At 71.8% G+C, this 22,432-nt stretch carries 20 protein-coding genes and 1 pseudogene; 4 read left to right on the forward strand and 17 right to left on the reverse strand.

Annotated features, from left to right (window positions below; translation table 11 throughout):
• Positions 1-43: 43 nt before the first annotated feature.
• Positions 44-928 (reverse strand): NmrA family NAD(P)-binding protein, encoded by an 885-nt coding sequence (locus JKV81_RS06960; protein ID WP_202075167.1) that lies wholly within the window; start codon positions 926-928, stop codon positions 44-46.
• Between the two features lie 66 nt (positions 929-994).
• On the opposite strand from JKV81_RS06960, the gene JKV81_RS06965 reads away from it, so the two are divergent.
• Complete coding sequence (locus JKV81_RS06965) at positions 995-1,348, forward strand: MerR family transcriptional regulator (RefSeq protein WP_129264768.1); 354 nt, start codon at positions 995-997, stop codon at positions 1,346-1,348.
• Between the two features lie 34 nt (positions 1,349-1,382).
• On the opposite strand, the gene JKV81_RS06970 is transcribed toward JKV81_RS06965, so the two are convergent.
• The 5 genes from JKV81_RS06970 to JKV81_RS06990 all read right to left on the reverse strand — a co-directional run bounded on the left by JKV81_RS06970 (position 1,383) and on the right by JKV81_RS06990 (position 6,237).
• Positions 1,383-2,051 (reverse strand): response regulator, encoded by a 669-nt coding sequence (locus JKV81_RS06970; protein ID WP_202075168.1) that lies wholly within the window; start codon positions 2,049-2,051, stop codon positions 1,383-1,385.
• Entirely contained in the window at positions 2,048-3,325 is a 1,278-nt protein-coding gene (locus JKV81_RS06975) for a sensor histidine kinase (RefSeq protein WP_307820497.1), read from the reverse strand. The genes JKV81_RS06970 and JKV81_RS06975 overlap by 4 nt, the downstream gene beginning before the upstream one ends.
• A gap of 109 nt (positions 3,326-3,434) precedes the next feature.
• Positions 3,435-4,226 carry an ABC transporter permease gene (locus JKV81_RS06980; protein WP_124273904.1) on the reverse strand — a complete coding sequence of 264 codons (792 nt, stop codon included), beginning with the start codon at positions 4,224-4,226 and terminating at the stop codon, positions 3,435-3,437.
• On the reverse strand, positions 4,223-5,149 hold the full coding sequence (locus JKV81_RS06985; RefSeq protein WP_202075169.1) for an ABC transporter ATP-binding protein: 927 nt from the start codon (positions 5,147-5,149) through the stop codon (positions 4,223-4,225). Before JKV81_RS06985 ends, JKV81_RS06980 begins: the two co-directional genes overlap by 4 nt.
• 95 nt (positions 5,150-5,244) lie before the next feature.
• The gene (locus tag JKV81_RS06990; RefSeq protein ID WP_202075170.1) at positions 5,245-6,237 is read right to left on the reverse strand and encodes a TetR/AcrR family transcriptional regulator C-terminal domain-containing protein; all 993 of its coding nucleotides are present in this window, start codon (positions 6,235-6,237) and stop codon (positions 5,245-5,247) included.
• Positions 6,238-6,394: 157 nt separating this feature from the next.
• Here JKV81_RS06990 and JKV81_RS06995 point away from each other — a divergent pair, with 157 nt between their 5' ends.
• Together JKV81_RS06995 and JKV81_RS07000 are read left to right on the forward strand one after the other, a co-directional pair.
• On the forward strand, positions 6,395-7,495 hold the full coding sequence (locus tag JKV81_RS06995) for an FAD-dependent monooxygenase (protein WP_202075171.1): 1,101 nt from the start codon (positions 6,395-6,397) through the stop codon (positions 7,493-7,495).
• A 51-nt stretch (positions 7,496-7,546) separates the two neighbouring features.
• Entirely contained in the window at positions 7,547-8,179 is a 633-nt protein-coding gene (locus JKV81_RS07000; protein WP_202075172.1) for a GNAT family N-acetyltransferase, read from the forward strand.
• Between the two features lie 47 nt (positions 8,180-8,226).
• Here the strand turns inward: JKV81_RS07000 and JKV81_RS07005 are convergent, their stop codons facing one another.
• From JKV81_RS07005 to JKV81_RS07050, 10 genes and pseudogenes are all read right to left on the reverse strand, one after another.
• Complete coding sequence (locus JKV81_RS07005) at positions 8,227-9,810, reverse strand: P-loop NTPase family protein (protein ID WP_202075173.1); 1,584 nt, start codon at positions 9,808-9,810, stop codon at positions 8,227-8,229.
• 1 nt (position 9,811) lies between these two features.
• The gene (locus tag JKV81_RS07010) at positions 9,812-11,230 is read right to left on the reverse strand and encodes an ATP-binding protein (protein WP_202075174.1); all 1,419 of its coding nucleotides are present in this window, start codon (positions 11,228-11,230) and stop codon (positions 9,812-9,814) included.
• An 18-nt stretch (positions 11,231-11,248) separates the two neighbouring features.
• Positions 11,249-12,799 (reverse strand): SCO6880 family protein, encoded by a 1,551-nt coding sequence (locus JKV81_RS07015; RefSeq protein WP_202075175.1) that lies wholly within the window; start codon positions 12,797-12,799, stop codon positions 11,249-11,251.
• The gene (locus JKV81_RS07020) at positions 12,796-14,127 is read right to left on the reverse strand and encodes a hypothetical protein (RefSeq protein WP_202075176.1); all 1,332 of its coding nucleotides are present in this window, start codon (positions 14,125-14,127) and stop codon (positions 12,796-12,798) included. The genes JKV81_RS07015 and JKV81_RS07020 overlap by 4 nt, the downstream gene beginning before the upstream one ends.
• Positions 14,117-14,977, reverse strand: a complete 861-nt coding sequence (locus tag JKV81_RS07025; protein WP_202075177.1) for a hypothetical protein — start codon at positions 14,975-14,977, stop codon at positions 14,117-14,119. Before JKV81_RS07025 ends, JKV81_RS07020 begins: the two co-directional genes overlap by 11 nt.
• Before the next feature lie 185 nt (positions 14,978-15,162).
• On the reverse strand, positions 15,163-15,471 hold the full coding sequence (locus JKV81_RS07030; protein ID WP_014047394.1) for a DUF8827 family protein: 309 nt from the start codon (positions 15,469-15,471) through the stop codon (positions 15,163-15,165).
• Positions 15,472-15,933: 462 nt separating this feature from the next.
• Positions 15,934-16,835: pseudogene (locus JKV81_RS07035) on the reverse strand (oxidoreductase); the annotation flags it as partial.
• A gap of 123 nt (positions 16,836-16,958) precedes the next feature.
• A complete protein-coding gene (locus JKV81_RS07040; RefSeq protein WP_202075178.1) occupies positions 16,959-17,429 on the reverse strand; it encodes a DUF3291 domain-containing protein in 471 nt (156 codons plus the stop codon).
• 49 nt (positions 17,430-17,478) lie between these two features.
• Positions 17,479-18,162, reverse strand: coding sequence for a helix-turn-helix transcriptional regulator (locus tag JKV81_RS07045; protein WP_202075179.1), 684 nt, complete (start codon positions 18,160-18,162; stop codon positions 17,479-17,481).
• Between the two features lie 87 nt (positions 18,163-18,249).
• Complete coding sequence (locus tag JKV81_RS07050) at positions 18,250-20,814, reverse strand: polysaccharide lyase family 8 super-sandwich domain-containing protein (RefSeq protein ID WP_202075180.1); 2,565 nt, start codon at positions 20,812-20,814, stop codon at positions 18,250-18,252.
• 179 nt (positions 20,815-20,993) lie between these two features.
• Here JKV81_RS07050 and JKV81_RS07055 point away from each other — a divergent pair, with 179 nt between their 5' ends.
• Entirely contained in the window at positions 20,994-21,632 is a 639-nt protein-coding gene (locus tag JKV81_RS07055; RefSeq protein WP_202075183.1) for a class I SAM-dependent methyltransferase, read from the forward strand.
• A gap of 24 nt (positions 21,633-21,656) precedes the next feature.
• Here the strand turns inward: JKV81_RS07055 and JKV81_RS07060 are convergent.
• Positions 21,657-22,432 (reverse strand): LysR family transcriptional regulator (locus tag JKV81_RS07060; RefSeq protein WP_202075181.1); only part of this gene is annotated, 776 nt, incomplete at its 5' end.

Raw genomic sequence — 22,432 nt, forward strand, 5'->3', positions numbered from 1 at the left:
CCGTGCCCTTGTGGCACGGGGCTTTTCTGCGTTTACGGGCCGGTCAGGTGAAGTCGGCCGCGTGGTCGACGGCCCACCGGGCGAAGGTGCCGGCAGGGCGTCCGGTGAGGCGCTCGACGTGGTCGGTGACGCGGTGCGATTCCGGCCGGTGCAGCGATGCGGTGATCAGGGCCTTCACCAGTTGCTCCGGGCGTCCGTCAGCGAGCATGCGGGCGCGGGCGAGCTCGGCGGGGACCGCTTCGAAGCGCAGAGGGCGCCGCAGCGCGGCCCCGAGAAGGCTCACCTGCTCGGCGCGGCCGAGCGGCTCAGGGCCCGTCAGCACATACGTTTCCTGGCCGAGTTCGCCCTTCCGCATGCCCAGCACGGCGGCAACGGCCGCGTCGGCGACGTCGCGCTCGTCGACCACGGCTGTACGGGCGATGTCCGGGCCGGCCACCACGTCTCCCGCCCTCACCTGGCTTGCCCAGCCACGGGTGTTGGAGGCGAGCGTGTCACTCCGCAGGACGACGGTTCGCAGGCCGGCGTCGTGGAGCAGGGCCTCCATGTCGGCGTGCACCTGGACGATGGGATCGCTCTGGCGGGCGGCCTGGTCGTCGATCGCGGCCGAGGACACGTAGACGACTCGGGGCGCGACCTCGGTGAGTGCCTCGACCAGGCCGTGGGCGCGGTCGGCGTGGAGCAGAGGCCAGACGAGGAACACGGTGTCGATTCCCGTGAGCGCGGCGCGGACCGCCGCGGGGTCGGTCAGGTCGCCGGTCACCGACTCGACTCCGGGGCGTGGGCCGGTACGGCGGCGGGTGAGAGCGCGTACCTGCGCGTCCTGGGCCTGGAGGCGGGCGGTCACCTCGCGGCCGAGGTGGCCCGTCGCTCCGGTGACCAGGACCGACGACTTCTGGAGGGCGCCCGTGGCGGGCGTAGGTTCAGGCATATGGGGGACGCTAGGGGTTCACGTCGACATGAAGGCAAGGCGCGCATCGTGAGGACGATCGGGGAAGTGGCCGCAGAACTCGGGGTCGAGGCTCATGTGCTCCGGCACTGGGAGCAGGTCGGCGCGCTCTCCGTACGCCGCGACGGCAGCGGCTACCGCGTCTTCGACGACGGCGCTCTAGAACAGGCACGCACGGTGCTGAAACTGCGGCGCGTCGGGCTGTCGTTGCCGGAGGTGGTCGCCGCCATGGCTCCGGTGAAGTCACAGGCGCAGGCGGTGGTGGCGCGGAAGATCGCCGCGCTGGAGGCCGAGGTCGCCGCCAGACAGCAGGCGATCACCTTCCTCCAGCACACCGTCGACTGCCGGCACCGGTATCTCGACGACTGTCCGGACTGTGCGACGTTCGTCCGCGAAGCCTGAGAGGTCGGCGTACGGACCACACCTCGGGGACCGGCTAGCGCGGGTTCACCAGGCGGGTGTCGTACGCCAGGATCACGGCCTGGATGCGGTCCCGGGACCCCGTCTTGGCCAGGATGCGGGTGACGTGCGTCTTCACCGTCGATTCCGCGAGGTGAAGGCGCCCGGCGATCTCGGTGTTCGTCCAGCCCTGTCCGATGACCGTGAGGATCTCCCTCTCCCGTTCCGTGAGTGACGCGATGCGGGGGTCCGCGGCGAGTGGCAGGTCGCCCGGTGCCGCAGGGAGGTGGTGGGCGTAGGCGTCCAGGAGCCGGCGGGTGAGGCTCGGGGCGACGACCGCGTCGCCGCTCGCGACGGCGCGGATGCCGGAGAGGAGCTCCTCGGGGAGCGCGTCCTTGACGAGGAAGCCGCTCGCCCCGGCCCGCAGGCCGTCGTACGCGTACTCGTCGAGGTCGAAGGTGGTCACGATGAGGACCCTGGTGCGGGCTCCTGACGTGATGATGCGGCGTGTCGCCTCGATGCCGTCGAGCCCCGGCATGCGGATGTCCATCAGCACGACGTCCGGGTGGTGGCGGGCGACCAGGCCGACCGCCTCCGTGCCGTTGCCCGCTTCACCGACGACGGTCATGTCGTCCTGGCTCTCCAGCAGCATGCGGAAGCCGAAGCGCTGCATGGCCTGGTCGTCGGCGATGAGTACCGTGGTCACGGGGGTGCGTCCTCCAGGGGAAGGCGGAGTCGTGTCTGCCAGCCGCCGGCGGGGAGCCGGGCCGATTCGAGTGTGCCGTTGTAGAGCGAGGCGCGCTCCCGCATTCCGCTGATGCCCCGTCCGCCGCCGGGCTTCCCTCTGGTTTTCTCGCCTCCCGGTGTCTGCTGCCGGCCGCCGGAGTCGGTGGCCCGCACCTCCAGTCCGGTGGTCGTGTACGTGAGGGTGACCTCGGCGGTGGCGTCCGGGCCCGCGTGCTTCAGGGTGTTGGTGAGGGACTCCTGGACCACCCGGTAGACGGCGAGCTGCCGGCCGGGCGAGGCGGGGGCGGTCGGCGGGGTGCCGTGGACGGTGAGGCGTACGGGAAGTCCCGCTTCCCGTACGCCGGTCAGCAGGGTGTCCAGGTCGCCCAGCGAGGGCTGGGGGGAGAGGTCGGCGGCCGGGGCCGGTTCGCGCAGGACGCCGAGTACGCGCCGTAGTTCGGCCAGGGCCTGGCGGCTCGTGGTGCCGATGGCTTCGAGGGCCTGGCCCGCTCGTTCGGGGCTCTTGGCCGCCGCGTACGCCCCGCCGTCGGCCAGTCCGGTGATGACGGACAGGTTGTGCCCGATGATGTCGTGCATCTCGCGGGCGATACGGGCCCGTTCGGCGGCGGCGGAGAGCTGGGCCTGCTGGTCACGCTCGCGCTCCAGCCGGTGGGCGCGTTCGACGAGGGCCTCGGTGTACTCGCGCCGGGTGCGTACCGCGATGCCGAGCAGCGCGACGAAGGCGAACCCCCAGAGGTAGGAGACGAGTTGCCGGTCCGCGGTGCCGGGTATCCGGATCGCGCCGGCTGCGGCGGGCAGGCACATCAGCACGGCCGACCAGGCGAGTGTCCTGAGGGGCAGGCGCAGGGCGATGGTGTAGGCGGGGATCAGCTGGAGGAAGGCGGCCTGGACGACGGCGCCCGTCCAGATGTTGACCAGCGAGACGGGGGCCATCAGGACGAGTACGGTCACGGGCCTGCTGCGGCGCCACAGCAGGGGCACGGAGAAGCAGAGGCTCATCAGCAGGACCAGGGGCTCCGGCGCCTCGACGTTGCGGGCGACCGTGCGCCACCCGCCGGTGCTGTAGTCGAGGACAGCGAAGAGGACCCAGAACCCGGTGACCGTGAGGTCCCACAGCAGCGGGCGGCGGCGGTCGAGCGCGCGGAGCCGCTGGATGAGGGCCTGGATGTACTGGGTCAGCGGGGCGTCATCCGGGGCCGGATGCCCGCGGTACGGGTCCTGTTCGTCGCTCACGCTGTCCACCCTCCTCCGTACGCGGAGCCGCTCGCCGCTCCGTACGTCCACCCTCCGCCGTACACCGACCCGCATCCCGGTCCGCGCGCCCGCCCGCATCCGCCCTCCGTCACGCGTCCCGGCGGCGCAGGAGTACCGCCGCCGCGCCGAGGGAGGCCGCCGCCCACAGGCACAGGGCCAGCAGGGCCGGGACGGTGCCGGCCGCGCCCGGGATCGGGGTGGCGGAGCCGAGGGCCCCGGCGGCCTGGGTGGGGAAGTACTTCAGGGCGCTGTCCACGGCATCGTACGGAAGCATGCCGAGCACCTCGGGCAGGATCAGGATCCCGCCGAAGTACGCCCCCACGGCGCCCGGGACGGAGCGCAGGGTGGCGCCGAGGCCGAGGGCGATCAGGCTGAGCAGGGTGATGCCGGCCGCGTTGCCCGCGAGGGCTCCGAGGATGCCCGGGTCGGTGAGTGCGGCGGCCTGTTCGGTGTCGTGCAGGAACAGCTGCGCGGCGAGGAAGGTGACGAGCGCGGTGGCGTACATCGTGAGGAAGGCGGTGGCGGCGAAGACCGCGGCCTTGGCCCACAGGACGGGGAGCCGGCGGGGCACGACGGTCAGCGAGGCGCGGATCATCCCGGTGGAGTACTCCCCGGCCGTGACGAGGATGCCGAGGACCGAGACGCACAGCTGGCCGAGGACGGTGCCGTAGAGGACGAGGACGACGGTGTCGATGTCGGCGTCTCCGCCGCCCGGGGTGTAGGTCGTGCCCATGATCAGTCCGACGCCGAGGACGAGGGCCGCCGCCGACAGGAGTGTGATCCAGGTGGAGCGCAGGGAGCGGAGTTTGTGCCACTCGGAGCGCAGGACGTGGCGTGGGGTGACGCGGTACGGAGAGGGCGCGGTGGCTGTGGTCGTCATGCGGGGGCTCCGGTCAGGGGTGCGGTGGTCCGGTACTCGACGGATTCCTGGGTGAGGTCCATGAAGGCCTGTTCCAGGGAGACGGTCTGCGGTGTGAGTTCGGCGAGCGGGACGGCGTGGGCGGCGGCGGTGCGGCCGATGTGGGCGGCGTCGGTGCCGTGGACGGTCAGTTCGCCGGCGGGGCCGGTGGTGATGCGTACGCCGGGGCCGGCCAGCAGGGTGCGCAGGGTGTCGGCCTGCGGGGTGACGACCTTGACCGAGGCGCCGCCTGCGGTGCGGATCAGTTCGGCGACGGTGGTGTCGGCGAGGAGCCGGCCGCGGCCGATGATGACGAGGTGGTCGGCGGTGAGCGCCATCTCGCTCATGAGGTGCGAGGAGACGAGGACGGTCCGGCCCTCCGCGGCGAGCGAGGTGAGCAGGGTGCGGATCCAGAGGACGCCTTCGGGGTCCAGTCCGTTGACCGGTTCGTCCAGGATGAGGGTCGCCGGGTCGCCGAGGAGCGCGGCGGCGATGCCGAGCCGCTGGCCCATGCCGAGCGAGAAGCCCTTGACCCTCTTGTGGGCGGCTGCGGTGAGGCCGGCCAGGTCCAGGACGTGTTCGACGCGGCTGCGGGGGATGCCGTGGGTGTGGGCGAGTGCCATGAGGTGGTGGAAGGCGGTGCGCCCCGGGTGGACGGACCGCGCCTCCAGGAGCGCCCCGACCTCGGTGAGCGGTGCGGGGTGGGTGGCGTAGGCGCGGCCGCCGATGGTGGACCGGCCGGAGGTGGGGGCGTCCAGTCCGAGCAGCATGCGCATGGTGGTCGACTTGCCGGCTCCGTTGGGGCCGAGGAAGCCGGTGACGGTGCCCGGGCGGACCGTGAAGTCGAGGCCGTGGACGACGGTGGCGCCCCCGTACCGCTTGGTGAGTTCGTATGCCCTGATCATGCGGTCGACGCTACGGAGCGGACGGGTCGCGGTCGTCCGACCGGGGGCTGGAGGCGGGGGCGGCCGTAGTACCGGGGTACGACGGGTGGTGGGCGCTATCCGCGGGGCCGGCCTCCGCTCTCGATGACGGGGGCCAGTCCGTCGAGGAGGGCTTCGAGGCCGCGTTCGAAGAGTGCGTCGAGGCGGAGGTCGTAGCCGTCGTGGAAGGAGCCGACCACCTTCGTGAAGGTCGGGAAGCGCCCGGAGTCGACCAGGTCCTGGAGCGTGTGTGCGCGGCTGTCCATCCACTGGTCCTCGGACTGGCCGGTGGCCGCCTCGGCCTGTGCCTCCCGTTCCAGGTGGACCGCCAGCCCCTGGACATGGCTGAAGAGCAGGACGTGGATGTCGAACAGCTCGGTGGTGTCCAGGCCGTGGCCGTCGAGGGCGCTCAGCGACCATTCGCCGTGGACCAGCAGGTTGGGGAGGAGCAGGGGGCGGGTGAGCGAGGAGAGCTGGGCGAGCCAGGGGTGCAGCCGGTGCAGGGACCAGAGGGTCCGTGCGCCCAGTTCCAGGCGGGCGCGCCAGCCGTCCGGGGGCGTGGCCGGGTAGGTCTGTTCGCCGAACGCGGTGTCCGCCATCAGCAGGATCAGGTCGTCCTTGCCGGTGACGTACCGGTAGGGCGACATGGCGGCGACGCCGAGCCGGGCGGCGACCCCGCGCATGGAGAGCGCCTGGAGTCCCTCGGTGTCCGCGATGTCGATGGCGGTGCGCACGATCCGGTCCAAGGTCAGCTCCTGCTCCCCGGGCCGGACCGAGGGCGGGGCCGCGGGGGTGCCGGAGGGCGGGGTGCGGCGGCCGCGGGAGGCCGTGCCGGGGGCGGCGGCCACGACCGTGCCGACGCGCGGTTTCGTCTCGACGGTCCCCTCCAGGCGGAGGTGGGTCAGGGCCTTGGTGGCGGTGGCGAGCGCGACGCCCCACTCCCTGGCGATACCGCGGGTGGAGGGGACGCGTTCGCCCGGGGCCAGTTCGCCTTCTTCGACGCGTCGGCGGATCTCTCGGGCGATGCGCAGGTACGGCGGCTCGTCCTGGGCCTCTGTGGTGTTCGTCACGTGCGGTGCCTCTTCTCTCCTGTACTAGGGCAGAGCCTAGCGGGGGCGATGGCTGTCGGTGCCCAACTGTCCTAGTGCAGACTGCCGATCGGCCTGGTGGTGGACACGGCGCGTACGCCGTACGTTCAGTGAGTACACCGTACGAGAGGAGCTTCTGATGCGCACTGTTCTCATCTCCGGCGGAGGCATCGCCGGTCCCGCTCTCGCCTTCTGGCTGCACCGCCACGGCTTCGCGGTCACCGTCGTCGAGCGGGGGCCGGGGCTGCGGCCCGGCGGGCAGGCCGTGGACGTCCGGGGGGTCGCCCTCGACGTGGTCGAGCGGATGGGCCTGCTGGAACCGGCGAGGCGGGTCCGTACCCGTATGCGGGGCATGTCGGTCCTCGACGCCGACGGGAAGGAGCTCAGCCGCTCCACCGAGGCCACCTTCAGCAGCGGCCGGCTGGACAGCGATGACTTCGAGCTGCTGCGCGAGGACCTGGTGCGGCCGGTGTACGAGCGCACGCGTGAGGACGTGGAGTATCTCTTCGGGGACACCATCACCGCGCTCGACGAGGACGAGGCCGGTGTGCGGGTGGACTTCGAACGTGCGGCGTCCCGCACGTTCGACCTCGTCATCGGGGCGGACGGCCTGCACTCGACGGTACGGCGGCTGGCGTTCGGTCCCGAGGAGCGCTTCGCGCACCACCTGGGCAGCTATCTGTCGGTGTTCAGCGCGGACAACTTCCTGGGGCTGGAGGACTGGCAGGTCTGGCTGAGCGACGGCGACATCGGCTACGGCATCATGGCCGTACGCGACAACACCGAGCTGCGGGTCGCGTTCGGTTTCGAGTCGGAGCGGCTGCCCCGGGACGCGGACGCACTGCGCCGCACCATCGTCGAGAGGCTCGCGTCCCTGCGGTGGGAGGGCAAGCGGCTGGCCCAGGCGGCGCTCGACGCCCCCGACTTCTACTGCGACGCCATGGCACAGATCCGGATGGACCGCTGGTCGCAGGGCCGGGTGGCCCTGCTCGGGGACGCCGGCTACTGCCCTTCACCGCTCTCGGGGCAGGGCACCAGCCTGGCGCTGGTGGGCGCTCATGTGCTGGCCGCCTCCCTGGCCGGGGCGCCGGACGACCATGCGGCGGCCTACGCCCGCTACGAGGAGCGGATGCGGGACTTCGTCGCACTGAACCAGTCGCTGGCGACCGAGCACCAGGGAGGGCCCGCCCCCGAGGCCGCCATGGCGCACGCCAAGAACGCCCTTTCGCTGGACGGCTGACGGCTCCCTATCTCGTTTGCCGTGGTCGGGGCGGCAGGGCACGATCGGCTGATGGACTACGTCGTACGTGCGGTGCGGGCAGAGGAATGGGCGCGGGCCAAGGAGATCCGGCTGGCGGCACTGCGGGACCCGGTCGCCTCGATCGCCTTCCTGGAGACGTACGAGCAGGCGCTGGGCAGGCCCGACGTGTTCTGGCAGGAGCGGACGGCGGGGGCCGCGGCGGGGGAGCACAGCCGTCAGTTCATCGCCGAGGCGCCCGACGGGCAGTGGGCGGGGACGGTGTCGGTGCTCGTCGAGCGGGCGGGCGGCGCGCCGGGCTTCGGGGAGGCCGCCGAGGTCGACCAGGCCCACCTGGTGGGGGTGTTCGTACGGCCGGACCACCGGGGGCGCGGGGTGGTGGACGCGCTGTTCCGTGAGGCGATCGACTGGTCCTGGTCGTTGGCCGGGCCGCCGCTGGAGCGTGTCCGGCTGTACGTCCACGAGGCGAACGCCCGGGCCGAGGCCTCGTACCGCAGGATCGGCTTCCTGCCGACCGGGCGAACGCTGCCGATGGAGGGTGACCCGACGGCCCTGGAGCTGGAGTTCGAGTTCCGCCGCCCGAAGCACACGGAGCACACGGAGCGCACGGCGCACACGGAACGACCGGAGCACCCGCGGTCTCCGGAGGCGGAGCGGGGCCGGTAACGGCGCCGGGGCCGTGGAGCGGCGCCGGCGCCTTGGCCGGCGGGGTGTCAGCTCGGCCCGGGAGCCGGCAGGCGTTCCCGCCAGCGGGCGCGGGCCTGTTCCTCGGAGCGGAGCAGGACCAGCGCGGGCATCCCCTGGTCCTGGCCGGGCGTCAGCAGCTCCGGCAGCTGGGGGAGCGGAGCCACGGCGGCCACGTCGTCGAGGACGAGGGACATTGGTGGGTCGAGCCGACCGTCGGTTGACCGTGCGGCCATGCGGCGGCCGTGCTCGACCACGTGCGAGGCGAGTGCGGTGAGCAGGGGCATCGCACCGGGGTGGTGGTGAGGATCCTCGATGGATTCACCGACCACATAGAGCGTTCCCCCTTCGCGTGCAAAAGAATCCAGCACGAGTGCATCGGCTCGGTTGGGTGTGCACGCCTCGCGGATGTGGACCGAGGAGAGGGCCTCGAAGGCCCGTACGGTCAGTTCCTGTGCCATCTCCCGGCGTTCGGGGTACGCGGTGAGCGCGGACTCCAGGAGCCCGGCGAGCCCGGAGGCCGCCTTGGGGTGCGTGCGGAGCACGCGGACCGGCTCGTGGCCTCCCGCGCCGGAGGCCCAGCGGTGCACCTGGCGGAAGGGGCGGCCGTCCACGGCGGCGGCGTGCAGCCAGCACTGGAGCAGGGTCCGGGCGGTGTCGGCGACGGCCGCGTCGGCCCTGGCCAGGGGGCGTACGGGGGCCAGGAGCGCGGCGGACCTGTCGGCCGCGACGGCGGGGTCCTCGCAGCCGGCGACGGGGGACCAGTGCAGCCGGGCGGGGGTGTCGCAGAGGTGGCCCGGGTCGTAGACGAGGACCGGGCCGAGCTTGCTGCGGGCGTCCTTCGTCTCGGCCCAGACCGTGGGGTCGGAGGTCACGACGAGGGCGGGCCCGTCGGCCTCCCGGATGGCCTGGACGACGGCGGGGCGGCGGGTGGCCGAGGCGCCGTAGAGGACGTGCGGGGTACGGGGTGTGGGGAGCAGCGGGGCGGCCTCCTGCGCGTACGCGACGAGGGGCGTGGCGGCTGCCTCCGCCTCCGCCCCTGCCTCCGTCCGCTGGTCGGCCGTCTGCGGTCCGGCCGTCTGTTGTCCGGCTGTCTCCTGTGCGTACGGGGCCGTGGGTGCCGGGGCTTCGGCGGGGGCCGGCGCGGGGCTCCGGGGTGCTCGGGTGGGGCCCTGGGGTGCGGCATCGGTGCGTACGGGGTCCCGCTCGGTTCCGTACGGTTCCGGGGTCGCGGCCCTCTGCCGGCGGACCAGCCGCCAGCGCGTCACCACGCCCACCACGAACACCGTGAGGACCAGCAGCACCATCACTTCGCCGATGAACAGGCCCCAGAACAGCCCGTATCCGGAGAGCGTGCCCGGTGGGGTGTCCGGCCAGGCGCCCGGCAGGTCCGTCGGGTCGACGGCCAGGGCGCGCAGGGCCAGCGGCGTCCGTGTGAACGTGACGCCGTCCGGCCAGCCGCTGTGCGCGAACAGTCCCGCCAGGCCCGTGGCCGTCCAGGCCAGGACCGTCAGCCCGAAGAGGAAGACCAGGAGCCCGATCAGCAGGCCGTCCGGGACGCCGCCCTGGCCCTCGCCGCCGCGCCCCGGACCGGATGGTGCCTGGCGTGCCATGTCATGCCACCGTTGACTCGGACGACTCGTTCAGCCGTTGCTGGTGCTCGATCCGTGCCGCCCGCTGCTCCGCCTCCAGCTCCGCGGCCCGTACGTCCTCGGGGAGCAGGTCCACCGCGGAGCCCTCGGTCATCGCGCGGTCGGTGAAGACCAGGGGCCGTTCCGCCTCGGTGATCAGGTGCTTGACCACCTGGACGTTGCCGTTGACGTCCCATACGGCGATGCCCGGGGTGAGGGTCGGGATGATCTCGACCGCCCACCGGGGCAGGCCGATGACCTTGCCCGTCGCTCTCGCCTCGTCCGCCTTCTGGGCGTAGATCGTGCGGGTGGAGGCCATCTTCAGGATGGCCGCCGCCTCCTTCGCCGCGGCTCCGTCGACGACGTCGCTGAGGTGGTGGACGACCGCGACGAAGGACAGCCCGAGGCGCCGGCCGAACTTCAGCAGGCGCTGGAAGAGCTGGGCGACGAAGGGGGAGTTGATGATGTGCCAGGCCTCCTCGACGAGGAAGATGCGCTTCCTCCGGTCGGGCCTGATCCAGGTGTGCTCCAGCCATACGCCGACGATCGCCATGAGGATCGGCATCGCGATGGAGTTCCGGTCGATGTGCGAGAGGTCGAAGACGATCAGCGGGGCGTCGAGGTCGATGCCGATCGTGGTCGGGCCGTCGAACATGCCGCGCAGGTCACCGTCGACGAGCCGGTCCAGGACGAGGGCGACGTCCAGGCCCCAGGCCCGTACGTCGTCTATGTCCACGTTCATCGCTTCGGCGGACTCGGGCTTCGGGTGGCGGAGTTGCTCCACGATGTCCATCAGGACCGGCTGGCGGTCGACGATGGTGTCGTTGACGTACGCGTGGGCGACCTTGAGCGCGAAGCCGGACCGCTCGTCGAGGCCATGGCCCATGGCGACCTCGATGATCGTGCGGAGCAGGGCGAGCTGGCCGGTCGTGGTGATCGACGGGTCGAGCGGGTTGAGGCGGATCCCGTCGTTCAGCGCGGCGGTCGGGTCGAGGCGGATGGGCGTGATGCCCAGCTCCTGGGCGATGAGGTTCCACTCGCCGACGCCGTCCTCGCCCTGGGCGTCCAGGACGACGACCTGGCGGTCGCGGAAGCGGAGCTGGCGGAGCACATAGGTCTTCTCCAGCGCCGACTTGCCGTTGCCGGACTCACCGAGCACCAGCCAGTGCGGGGCGGGGAGCTGCTGCCCGTACAGCTGGAACGGGTCGTAGATGTAGCCCTTGCCCGAGTACACCTCACGCCCGATGATCACGCCGGAGTCGCCGAGGCCGGGCGCGGCGGTCGGCAGGTAGACGGCCTGGGCCTGGCCCGTCGACGTACGCACCGGCAGCCTGGTCGTCTCCACGTTTCCGAAGAGGAAACCGGTGAAGGCATCCGACAACGCGGACAGCGGATCTCGCATGGTGTGACTGCCCTCTCGTTAGCGACGGATGCCGGTGGCGAACGGCAAGGTGTTCACGAACGCGCGGTGGTGCTCGCGGTCGCACCACTCCAGCTTCAGATACGACTTGCCGGCCGAGGCCCGGATCGTCCGCTTGTCGCGGGCGAGGGCCTCGGGGGACCGGGACGACACGGTGATGTACCCCACCAGGTTCACCCCGGCGGCGCCGCTGGCCAGATCTTCACCCCGCTGGTCGAGCCTGCCGTGGGCGGCGATGTCGCGCGGGTCGACCGTGCGGTTCATCTTGGCCTGGCGGCTGGCCTCGGCGTCGTCGTTGGTCTTCTCCGTGAGCATCCGCTCGATGGCGATCTCGGTGGGTTCGAGGTCCATGGTGACCGCGACCGTACGGATCACGTCGGGCGTGTGGACGAGGAGCGGGGCCAGGAAGTTGACGCCGACGGGGGTCATCGGCCATTCCTTCACCCAGGCCGTCGCGTGGCACCAGGGGGCGCGGGTCGACGACTCGCGGGTCTTGGCCTGCAGGAAGGTCGGCTCGACCGCGTCCAGTTCGGCCGGCCAGGCGTTGCGCTTGGTCATCGCCTGGATGTGGTCGATGGGGTGGTCCGGGTCGTACATCGAGTGCACCAGGGAGGCCAGCCGGCTCTGGCCGAGCGGCTGGCGGACCCGGATGTCGGCCTCGGCGAGCCGGGCGCAGATGTCGGTGAGCTCACGGGCCATGACGACGGCGAGCCCCGCGTCGCGGTCGATCTTGCGGCCGCCCTTGGGGCGGGCGGCGCGGGCCATGGCGTTGGCCTCGGCAGCCAGGTCACGGCTGTAGTGCATGCAGGCGACGAGGTAGGCGCGGTGCTGCTCGCTGGAGGTCGACACCATCGACTGGAGCTGGTCGTAGGACTCCTGGAGCCAGCCCGGGGCGTTCCTGTCGCCGCGCTGGGCGACGTCCTTGGCGTGGGCGTCGGGGTCGGCGGGGAGCGTACGCGCCAGCATCTGGAGGCGGGTCACGAAGCCGTCCCCGTTGGCCACGTGCTTGAGCAGGGTGCCGAAGCGGTCGACCAGGGCCTCCTGGTCCTCGCTGTCGCGCAGGCCGACTCCGGGGCCCTCGATCTCGATGGCCGCGGTGACCGTACGCCGGTCGGCGTGCAGCAGTACGGCGATCTCGTCCGGGCCGAACGGTGCGGCGAGCCAGCTGATCCTGCCGATGCCGGGCGGCGGCCCGATCTCCACCTCACGCCCGTCCGCGCTCACCCCGGCCTCCATGGCGGCGGAGCGGTAGGCGGTGCCGCGGCGCAGGGTGCGCTTGAAGCTGCGGTTGATCTCGAACCACTTGTAGAAGGTGCGGCCCTTGTAGGGGACGTACACGACGGCCAGGGCGAGCAGGGGGAAGCCCATGAGCGTCACGATCCGCAGGGAGAGGACCGGGACGAGGAGTCCGCTCATCATGCCGAGGAACGCCCCGGCGATGATCAGCGCGATCTCGCCCGTCTCACGGTTCTTGCCGACGATCGCGTTCGGCCGGGCGCGGCCGATGAGATACGTACGGCGGGGCGCGATCGTGTGGGACTGGGTCGTCAACGCCCTCCCCCTCCTGTGCTCGTGTTACCTGTGCTGCCTGAACCGCCTCGCGGGGAGCGGCTGCCGTGGGGGGTGCCGGAGGTGGGTCCGGACCCGCTGCGGGGCGAGGGCGCGCTTCCGCCTCCGCCCGGGTTACGGGAGCTGTGGGCGGCGACTCCGCCGCTGACCGGGTTGGCGGGCCGGGCACCGCCGCCTCCGCCTTCACCGCCGCCGCTGCGGCCGCTGTGCGTCTTGATGCCCTGGGAGACGAGAGCGGCGGGCGAGCTGATCATCGCGGCGGCCTGGGAGCCGTCGGTGGCCTGCTTGCGGTTGGTGCGGGCGCCCTGGATCTCGTCGCCGAAGCCGGGGACGAAGCGGTAGATCATGGCGGAGGCGAAGATGGCCAGCAGGATGATGGCGAGGCCGGAGACGACGGCCGAGAAGGCGTTGGGGCCGTCGTCGGCGGAGAGGGCGTTGGCGAGGCCGAGCACGATGACGATGACGGGCTTCACCATGATCACGGCGATCATGATGCCCGCCCAGCGGCGGACGTGGCCCCACATGTTCTTGTCGACGAGCCCGGAGTACACGACGACGCCCAGCAGGGCGCCCACGTAGAGCAGGGCGGCCCGGATCACGAGCTCCAGCCAGAGGATGCCGGCGGCGAGGATCGACACGAGCGAGACGACGATCAGCATGATGGGGCCGCCGCCGATGTCGGTGCCCTTCTTGAGCGCCTCGGCGAACGACCCGAAGAAGACGTCGGTCTGCCCGCCGGTCGCGGTGGAGATGACCTCGGTGACGCCGTCGGTGGCCGAGACGACCACGTACAGGATGAGCGGGGTGAAGGCGGAGGCCAGGACCGTGAGCCACAGGAAGCCGATGGCCTCGGACATCGCGGTGGTGAACGGCACGCCCCGGACGGCCCGCTTGGCCACGGCGAAGAGCCAGAGGACCAGGGTGAGGATCGTGGAGGCGGCGAAGACGACGGAGTACTGCTTCAGGAAGGTGGTGTTGGTGAAGTCGACGGTGGCCGTGCTCTCGACGGCCTCGCTCAGCTTGCCGACGAGGTAGGCGGCGGCGTCGGCACAGCCTCGGGCGAGGGAGGAGAGGGGGTCTAGGGCGTCGTCGGTGACGGTGGGGGCGTTGCGGGCGTTGCGGGCGGCACCCTCGCCGTCCTCGCAGTAGTCGCGGGCAGCCCCGTAGATCAGGTCGCAGGGGTTGTTGCTGGTACTGGGAGTGGGAGAGGGGGCGGCTGCGGCCCTCGCGGCGAACACGATGAGCGAGGCTTGCGTCGTTGCCAGGAGCGGGACGACGGCCCTTGGACGGAACCAAGGCTTACCGGGCATAGGTGAAGCCTCCGAACCCGTTGACCGCGCCGGCGATCTCGTCGGCGCTGGATGCCCTGTTGTCGCCGCCCACGGGGGCAGGGCCGTCCTTCTGGGAGTGAGTGATGGCCTTCCAGTCGCCATCGACCCACTGAAGTTCCATGGTGATGGTGAACCAGCCGTCCGTAACGGGCTTGGTCGAGCCTTCGCCTGCCAAGCCGATCAGGCCGGAGCACCAGACCTCGACAGTCGCGCTGTCGACGGACGACTTCGTCGCCTTCGTGCCGATGGGTGTCGTACGCGAGATGAAGGCGAATCCGGCTGGGGGGGTGCCGTCGTCGTTGAGGCCGACGTTTCTGAAGAAGTCGGTCGAGTAGGCCTTGTCGAGCGTGGTCCGGAACTTGCCGATGGATGCTGGTGCGATCACCGCGTCGAGAATGCCGTCACGCTTCGCCTTCTCGAACATGTCCGCCGACCCCAGCGCCACCGCGTAATTCGCCGCCGCGCTCTGCGCCCCCTGCTCGTCATGCGCGAAGCCCGAGGCGATCGTGCCGTTCTTGCCCTGGACCGGCTTCGTGCCCGTCGCCGCCGTGGGGCCGGCGCCCGCCGCGTCGGGCTTCTTGTCGTTGCCGCCGTCCGACCCGCGGCCCCCGCCCTGGTTCGCGAACGCGATCGCCGCGATCAGCAGGACCACCACGCCCACCACCATGATCAGCGAGCGGGAGCTCCGGGCGGGCCGGCGGCCGTAGCCGTCGTCGTCGCCTCCGGGCAGGCGCGTGCGCGTCTGGCGCGTCCCGCCGAGGGTGCTGTACGCGTCGTCCGTGCGGCCCGGCTCGTTGCCGCCGTAGCCGCGCTCGTCGCCCTGGCTCATGCCGCGTACGTCCCCTCAGCCGTGTGCAGTTCCGCGTAGTACGACGGTAGCGGTGCTGGTTTCCGCGTGGGCGCGGTGTGGTGACTCGACATCAGGGGACGCAACCTCTGCCGGTGGGCACGACGGACGGGTGGTGTGGGGCGGACGGGGACGGGCCCGGTGCAGGGTGGCGGACCGACGGTCGGTCAGACAGCCATTCCGTACACGATGGTGAACAGCGTGCCCAGTGATCCGATGATGAAGACCCCGGTCAGCCCTGCCACGATCAGGCCCTTGCCCTGTTCCGCGCTGAACGTGTCGCGCAGCGCCGTCGCGCCGATGCGCTGCTTCGCCGCACCCCAGATCGCGATGCCGAGACAGAGCAGGATGGCGACCGCCATCACCACCTCGATCATGATGCGCGCCTCGTTGCCCAGGGTCCCGAACGGCCCCCAGTTCGGGGCGATTCCGCCGATGATGGTGGTGATGTCGCCCTTTTCAGCTGCCAGGATCATGTAAGTCACCGCCCCTGTTGGGTAGTTCGCAGCCCGCGCCGTGCGACACGGGGCAGTCTCTATCTTCGCTGATGAAACCGGCATCGCACGACGCCTTCCCGGGTCTCTTTACCCGGATCTCGCACGTTTGACCGGAGGAGCCGCCCTGACCTGCGGCTCCTGTGGGGTTCCGCCCGCATATGCATGGTTACTCTGTGTATCACGCGGTGTGACGGCTAGCAACGACGGTGGCCATGGGTTCCGTCCCCGGTTGGTGCGTTCACGGGGCACGGGGCATTCGTACGCGCTGTTCGAGAGCCCTGTGTGCGCCGGTGGCTTCCGGCCGACGGGTCATCAGGAGCGGTGCGGGGTCGCCCGGTGGGGCGTTGGCTTGAAGTCGCACCAGGATCCGTCGGACGGGGGCGTCGGCGAACGACCGCTCGTCCTTCCATCCGTTCGGCCGGGCGCCCGGGTCGGAGGCGCTCAGGTGGCCGCCGGTGGCGCCAGGAGGGCCAGGTCCTCGGCGGTGAGCCGCAGGGCCCCGGCGGCCACGTTCTCGACGAGGTGGTCCGGGTTGCCGGTGCCGGGGATGGCGAGCACGTGCGGCCCCTGGTGGAGGGTCCAGGCCAGTCGTATCTGCGCGGGGGTCGCCCCGTGGCTGCGGGCGACGGTCTCCACCGCCTCGCTCACCGTGCCGGTCGCGCCGTCCTCGCGCCCCGCGCCCGCGATGGCGAAGAACGGTACGAAGGCGATGCCCTGGTCGCCGCAGGAGCGGAAAGGGCGTGGCGCTCGGCGGGGGATTCGATGCCGTACGCGTTCTGTACGCAGACCACGGGGGCGATGCCCTGGGCCTCGGCGAGCTGGGCCGGGCTGGTGTTGGAGATGCCCAGGTGGCGGATGAGTCCGGCGGTGCGTAGTTCGGCGAGGGCGCCGAAGTGCTCGGCCACCGAGGCGGAGGCCTGGCTCCCCGCGAGGCGCAGGTTGACCACGTCCAGGTGGTCGCGGCCGAGCTGGCGCAGATTCTCCTCGACCTGGCCGCGCAGCTGCTCCGGGGTGGCCCAGACCCAGGCGCCGGACGGGTCGCGGCCGGGGCCGACCTTGGTGGTGATGACCAGGTCGTCGGCGTACGGGGCGAGCGCGCTGTTGATGAGCTCGTTGGCGGACCGCAGCGGGGAGAAGTAGAAGGCGGCGGTGTCGATGTGGTTGACGCCGAGCTCGACGGCGCGGCGCAGGACGGTCAGGGCGCGGGTGCGGTCGCTGGGCGTTCCGTCGGCGAACGCGGCGCCGTTCTGGGGGAGGCGCATCGAGCCGAAGCCGAGGCGGTTGACCGTGAGGTCGCCGAGGAGCCAGGTGCCGGAGGCCGAGGCGGTGACCGCTTCCGGCGACGGAACCGAAGGGACCGGCGGGACCGGCGGGACCGACGGAGTCGAGGGGGAGGAGGGCCGGGGTGAGGAGAGGGACATCATCGGATTCTTTCATCCGGCCCGTCCCCGGGGGCGGTTGATGACCTACAGGGCCGGTGAGCTGCTCGGTGCCGGGTGCGGGGCCCGGAAGGTGAACGCCTCCGGGCCTTCGCCGTTCTCGCGGATCAGGGCGATGCGTTCCATCGCCTCGGCGACGCTCGGGCGGTGTCCGGCGGGCACCCACCACATCGCGTGGTGGAACTCGGCGAGGCGCTCGAACCACTCGCGGCGGCGTGCCAGCACCTTGAGGTGCGCGCTGCGGTACGTGTAGTCGTGCAGCGCTTCGACCGACTCCCAGACCGAGCAGTTGATCAGGAGCAGGTCGTCGTCGTCCTCGGGGCGCAGGCTGGTCGAGTCCGCTCCGCCGTCGTCCACCATGCGCCAGACGAAACCGGGGGCCTGGTCGGCGAGGGCGTTGATCTCCGGGAGGTGGGCGACGAAGTCGGCCAACTGCGGGCTGTCGAGCGGGGCGAGCATGCGCCCGACGTTGACCTGGGCAAGGTGGAATGCGTTCACGGGGGCAAGCATGCCCGGGTGAACTCTCTAAAGTCAATGGATGCTGTTTTTAGAGATCGGGTGACGACGTCCGGCCCTCCCCGGAGGCTTCGAGGGCCACGCAGCACCCGCGCGGCAGGGGGTCCATCGACGCCTTCCAGCCCTCGCCGTCCGGCAGTCCGTCGAGCAGCCCTTCGATCCCGGCCAGGTTCATCCCGCAGACCAGGGCGGTGAACTGATCCGCCAGCGCATGGAACGGACAGTTGTTCAGCCGCAGTTTCCCGCCGTCCCAGAACGGCTCGTACCCACGGGCCCGCAGGACCTCCACCGGATCGGTCCCGCCCTCCGAGGCGCGCCCCTCGGACTCCCCGGCCGTACGCGCCGCGGCCTGGAGCTCCCCGTCGAGCCCGGCGCGCTCCACCACCTCGGCGAGCAGCCGGCTCGCCGAGTCGTAGGAGCGGGGCGGTACGGAGACGGTGTGCTCGCCCTCGGCTCGCCGGTACATCTTCGAGGGCCGCCCGGCCCCCGGCCCGCTGCGCCCCGAGAGCCGCCGGAAGCTCACCTCCAGCAGCCCTGCCTCGACCAGCTTGTCCAGGTGGAACGCGGCCAGCGAACGGGAGACCCCGGCCGCCTCGGCAGCCGCGTCCCGGCCGACCTCCTCCGGGGCGCCGACGACGTGCCGGTACAGTCCGCGCCGCACCGGATCGCCCAGTACGCCCAACGCCTCAAGGGCGGAATCCTCGCTGCTGCTCACAGGTGGAATTCTATAACCAATGACGATTGGCGCTTTTGGGGCGAGCGCCCGGCCACCAGGGCCTCCGGGCCTCAGGACCTCGGGACCTCAGGGCCTCTCGGTCAGCGTCGCCGTGAAGCTGCGCCCGTACGCGTGGTGGGTCGTGACGTCGAGCCGGGTGCCGCCGGGCACATGGCGGACGCGGACCCCTTCGTCGGCCGAGACGCGCCGCAGGGGCCGGCCGTGGAGGGTGACCGACACCGTGCGCCGCGTCGTCGTGGGGTCGGCCACGGCGATGGAGTACGCGCCGCCTCCGGTCCGGCGCAGCATGACCGACGCCGGGCCGTCGATCGAGAGGCGCCCCGCCTGGTGCGTCCCCAAGGTGAAGGCGTTGGCGGCGGTGATGCCGAGGCGGGTGTGGACGGCGGCCTGCAGGCGCACCGTGTTGGACAGGACGGCGAGCGGACCGTGGGCGTACGACGCCAGCTGCCGCGCGGAGGCGTGGGGGACGAGGGCGTGCGCCATGGCGGTGGACCGCTGCCCGGCGCCCTGCTCGTAGGAGAGGGTGAAGAGCTGTTTCGTCACCGCCGTGTCCGGGTTGGCGAGGCGTACGAGACGCCGGCTGCGGGTGACCGTGTCGAGGGCGACGACCGGGGGAGGCCCGGACAGGAAGACGTAACCGACCGCCGTCCCCTGCCCCTCGTCGGCGTACCGGAGCCAGGCCGGCGGGGCGGTCCCGCCCCGCTGCCAGGGTGATCCGTCGTGGAGTCCGCCCGTGAGGACGACGGGGGAGGCGGGGTCGGCGATGCGGCTGTCGACGGTCGTGGTCACCGCGCGGCCGCCCAGGCCGGTCACACCCGCGGAGAGGACGACGATCTCGTCGTCGAACATGAACCACGACCTGGTCGCGCCCGCCGCGCGGTAGGCCACGAAGTCCTCCGGCAGCGTGCCCGCCTGCTGGGCGGCGTACGCGGCGTCGTCGGACTGCACGAACCCGGCCACGCCGTAGGCGCCGAGACGCGCGCCGCCCGAGAACGGCTGGGTGCCGCGGGGGAAGTAGACGTACGTGTTCTGGGACTCGGAGGACGAGGTGAAGCCGCGCTCGGGGTTGTCGTACCAGAGGGTGCCGTAGAGCTCGGGGACGGTGCGACGCGTCTCGACGGGGGCGGTGACGCCCGCGAGACGGTGGGGCGGGACGGCGGTGAAGTAGTCGATGCCGTACGCCTGCCGCTGGTCCGCGCCGGACAGATACAGGTAGTGGGCGCCGTCGCCCTGGAACCAGGGCATCAGGTTCTCGCCGCTCATGTACTCGTACGTGCTGATGCGGTCGGAGCTGCGGGCGAGCGCGAAGGCGTAGCCGGGACGGCGGTGGACGGTGCGGTCCATCGCGTTGAACGCGGCGTGCGCGGCGGCGGGAGCCAGGTCCCGGGCGGGTGCGGGCGACTCCAGGATGTCGGCGTAGCGGGCGATGCTGACCGGGGAGACGAAGGACGTGGTGTCGAGGTCCGCCTTCGCGCTCTGCCGTACGTGTTTGACGTACCCCTCCAGAGCCTCGCGGTCGCTGCCGGAGGTGTACGAGGAGAGGTCGACGACCGCCTCCACGACGGCCGTGACGTCGGCGTATCCCGTGCCCGTCCGGGAGACCGCGCGTCCCTTGACGATCTCCATCATCCAGCCCTCGAAGACCAGCGGGGCGAAGCCGTCGGTGATCCAGCCCTGTACGACGCCGACCAGGCTGTCGTCGGGGAGGTACCCGGTGCCGTCGAGGATCTTGATGGTCTGGACGATCCGGGTGAGCAGCCCCTTGCCGTACGAACCGGTGTACGCGACGGAGGAGTGCTGGACGAAGGAGCCGTCGGCGTAGAACCCGTCGGTGACTCCGTGCCGTGGGTGATAGGGGTCGATCGTCGAGAAGACGGTCAGCTGGTCGGCGAGCGCCTTGGTGATGCGGGCCTCGTCGCCGAGCAGGGCGCCCTGGAGGATGCGGTTCGTCGTGATGTCGGCGAGGTTGGCGCCGGTGTGGAAGCGCGAGTCGAGGTCGACGTCGCCGTCCTTGCCGTTGCGGAGGTAGCCGTCCATGGAGGCGACGTACGTGGCCGCGAGGTCCGGCCGGTACGCCGCGAGCTCGTCCCTGAGCAGGACCAGGGTCTTGGTCGCGTAGGCCGGGATCCCGATCTCCCAGTGGAACCAGTTGCCGTAGTAGCCCTTCGCCTGGTCGCCGAACCAGCCGTCGTGGAGCCGGACCAGGCCGTCGAGGACCGTGCGCCGTACGGCGGTACTGTCGGCCGGTCCGGGGAGGCAGGTGGCGAGGGCGATCTCGTAGAGGTACTGGTACGACGTGCTCAGGTTGGGGTCGCTGGTGCCGAGCGGTACGCCCGCGAAGAGCTCGTCCTGTCCGGCGCCGTCCATCGCCGCGAGCCGGGCGCGCGCCGTCTCCTGGAGGGCGGCGAGCTTGGGGGCGACCTCGGGGCGGGCGTGGGACGCGGCGGTTCCGGCGAAGACCGCGACGGTGTTGGCGAGGAGGGCGTCCGGCGCCGCGTCCGAGGACCGCCGGGTGCCTGACGGCACGGCCGGATCACGTGTAGGTGCCGCCTCGGCCCGCAGGGACCGGGACAGTGCCCAGACCGTGGCGGCGGGGACCACGGACAGTGCGGAACGACGCGAGAACTCCACCAGTACGCTCCAAAGTCCGGCCCGTAAGCGCTTGTTCCCCCGGCGCCCCAGCCAAGCAACGGCCTCTCGCCGGTGTCAACGGCCGGGACGGAACGTTGTCGGGGCGAACGATGTCGGGCGGGGTCGCGGGAACGCGGCGCCCCGGCACCGGTGTTAGCTTCCTCCCCGTGACGGGACACGTGACGGGACACCAGGACAGGACCAGGACGGCGTACGACGGGATCGTCGAGCTCTACGCGTCGATGTTCGCCGACCGGCTGGAGACCCAGCCGTTCGCCCGGTCCATGATCGGCACCTTCGCGGAGCTGGTGCGCGGGACGGGCAATCTGCGGACGGCCGACGTCGGATGCGGACCCGGGCATCTGACGGCCATGCTCGACGGCCTGGGGCTGGACGCGTTCGGGCTCGACCTCTCCCCGGCCATGGTCGATCACGCGCGGCGGGCCCATCCGGCGCTGCGGTTCGACGAGGCGCGGATGGAGGCCATGCCGGTCGAGGACGGTGCGCTCGGCGGGGTGCTGGCCCACTACTCGATGATCCATACGCCGCCGGAGGAGCTGCCGGCGCTCCTCGCCGAGCAGCTCCGTGTCCTGGCGCCGGGCGGCCTGATCCTGGTCTCCTTCTTCGGGACGGACGGGGCTGCCCAGGACGAACCTGTGCGATTCGACCACAAGGTGGCGCCCGCCTACTGCTGGCCGGTGGACCGGTTCGCCGGCCTGCTCGCCGGGGCGGGGCTCCCGCCCTTCGCCCGGCTGGTCCACGACCCGGCGTCCGAGCGCGGCTACCTCGACACGCATCTGCTGGCCCGTCGCCCGTAGAACAGGCACTACCGCAGCGGCGGATCACCTGCTGTGCGGCCCCGCGTCCCGCGCCGCCTGCGCGAGCGCCTGGACGAGGTCCGTCTCCCCGGCGGTGGGCCAGATCAGGACCCAGGTCCCCAGCGGGGCGTCGTACGGACGCAGATAGCGGAGCCCGGGCCACTGGTAGTACTGGGCGGCGTCACCGTGGATGAGGCAGATGGCCTCACCCGCCGCGACCACGGCGGCGACCTCCTGGATCGTGGAGACCTTCGGGCCGCGCCGGATCGGCCGGCCTCCGGGGGTGTGGGTGGGGACGAGCGTCTGCTGCCAGTACTCGGGGATGGGCGATGCCGACTGCGGCAGCTGCCAGTCGGCCAGATCCTCCATGCTGACCCTGTCGCGGGTGGTGAGGGGGTGGTCGGCGGCCACCATGAGGACCAGGGGTTCGATCGCGACGGCGGGGCCGACCGTGAGGTCCGGTTCACGGACGGGCAGCCAGGAGGTCGCCACCTCCACCGAGCCGTTCCGGAGGGCACCGAAGGGGTCCGCGAAGTTGATCTCCTGGATGCGGAGCCGGACGTCGGGGTGCCGGGCACGGAAGAGGTCGAGGACGTGCGTGTAGTAGTGCGCCTGCGGCCCGTGCAGCCCGAGGGCCAGTGTGCTCGTGGTGCCGCGCGCGGCAGCGGTGGCCGCGCGGGTGCCGTCGAGTATCTGCTGGTAGCCCGCGCTGAGGTCCTCGCGCAGCTGCGCCCCGATGGGGGTGAGCTCGACCCGGCGGCTGGTACGGGCGAACAGGCGCGCGCCGATCCGCCGCTCCT

The organism is Streptomyces silvae, assembly GCF_016745505.1.
Classification (GTDB): domain Bacteria; phylum Actinomycetota; class Actinomycetes; order Streptomycetales; family Streptomycetaceae; genus Streptomyces; species Streptomyces silvae.

Excerpts from the sequence above, each read along its gene's own strand:
- JKV81_RS07000 (WP_202075172.1), top strand. The coding sequence starts at position 7,547 with ATGGACTACGTCGTACGTGCGGTGCGGGCAGAGGAATGGGCGCGGGCC.
- JKV81_RS06960 (WP_202075167.1), bottom strand. The coding sequence starts at position 928 with ATGCCTGAACCTACGCCCGCCACGGGCGCCCTCCAGAAGTCGTCGGTC.
- JKV81_RS06995 (WP_202075171.1), top strand. The coding sequence starts at position 6,395 with ATGCGCACTGTTCTCATCTCCGGCGGAGGCATCGCCGGTCCCGCTCTC.
- JKV81_RS07025 (WP_202075177.1), bottom strand. The coding sequence starts at position 14,977 with ATGAGCCAGGGCGACGAGCGCGGCTACGGCGGCAACGAGCCGGGCCGC.
- JKV81_RS06980 (WP_124273904.1), bottom strand. The coding sequence starts at position 4,226 with ATGACGACCACAGCCACCGCGCCCTCTCCGTACCGCGTCACCCCACGC.
- JKV81_RS06985 (WP_202075169.1), bottom strand. The coding sequence starts at position 5,149 with ATGATCAGGGCATACGAACTCACCAAGCGGTACGGGGGCGCCACCGTC.
- JKV81_RS07010 (WP_202075174.1), bottom strand. The coding sequence starts at position 11,230 with ATGCGAGATCCGCTGTCCGCGTTGTCGGATGCCTTCACCGGTTTCCTC.
- JKV81_RS07005 (WP_202075173.1), bottom strand. The coding sequence starts at position 9,810 with ATGGCACGCCAGGCACCATCCGGTCCGGGGCGCGGCGGCGAGGGCCAG.
- JKV81_RS07030 (WP_014047394.1), bottom strand. The coding sequence starts at position 15,471 with ATGATCCTGGCAGCTGAAAAGGGCGACATCACCACCATCATCGGCGGA.
- JKV81_RS07020 (WP_202075176.1), bottom strand. The coding sequence starts at position 14,127 with ATGCCCGGTAAGCCTTGGTTCCGTCCAAGGGCCGTCGTCCCGCTCCTG.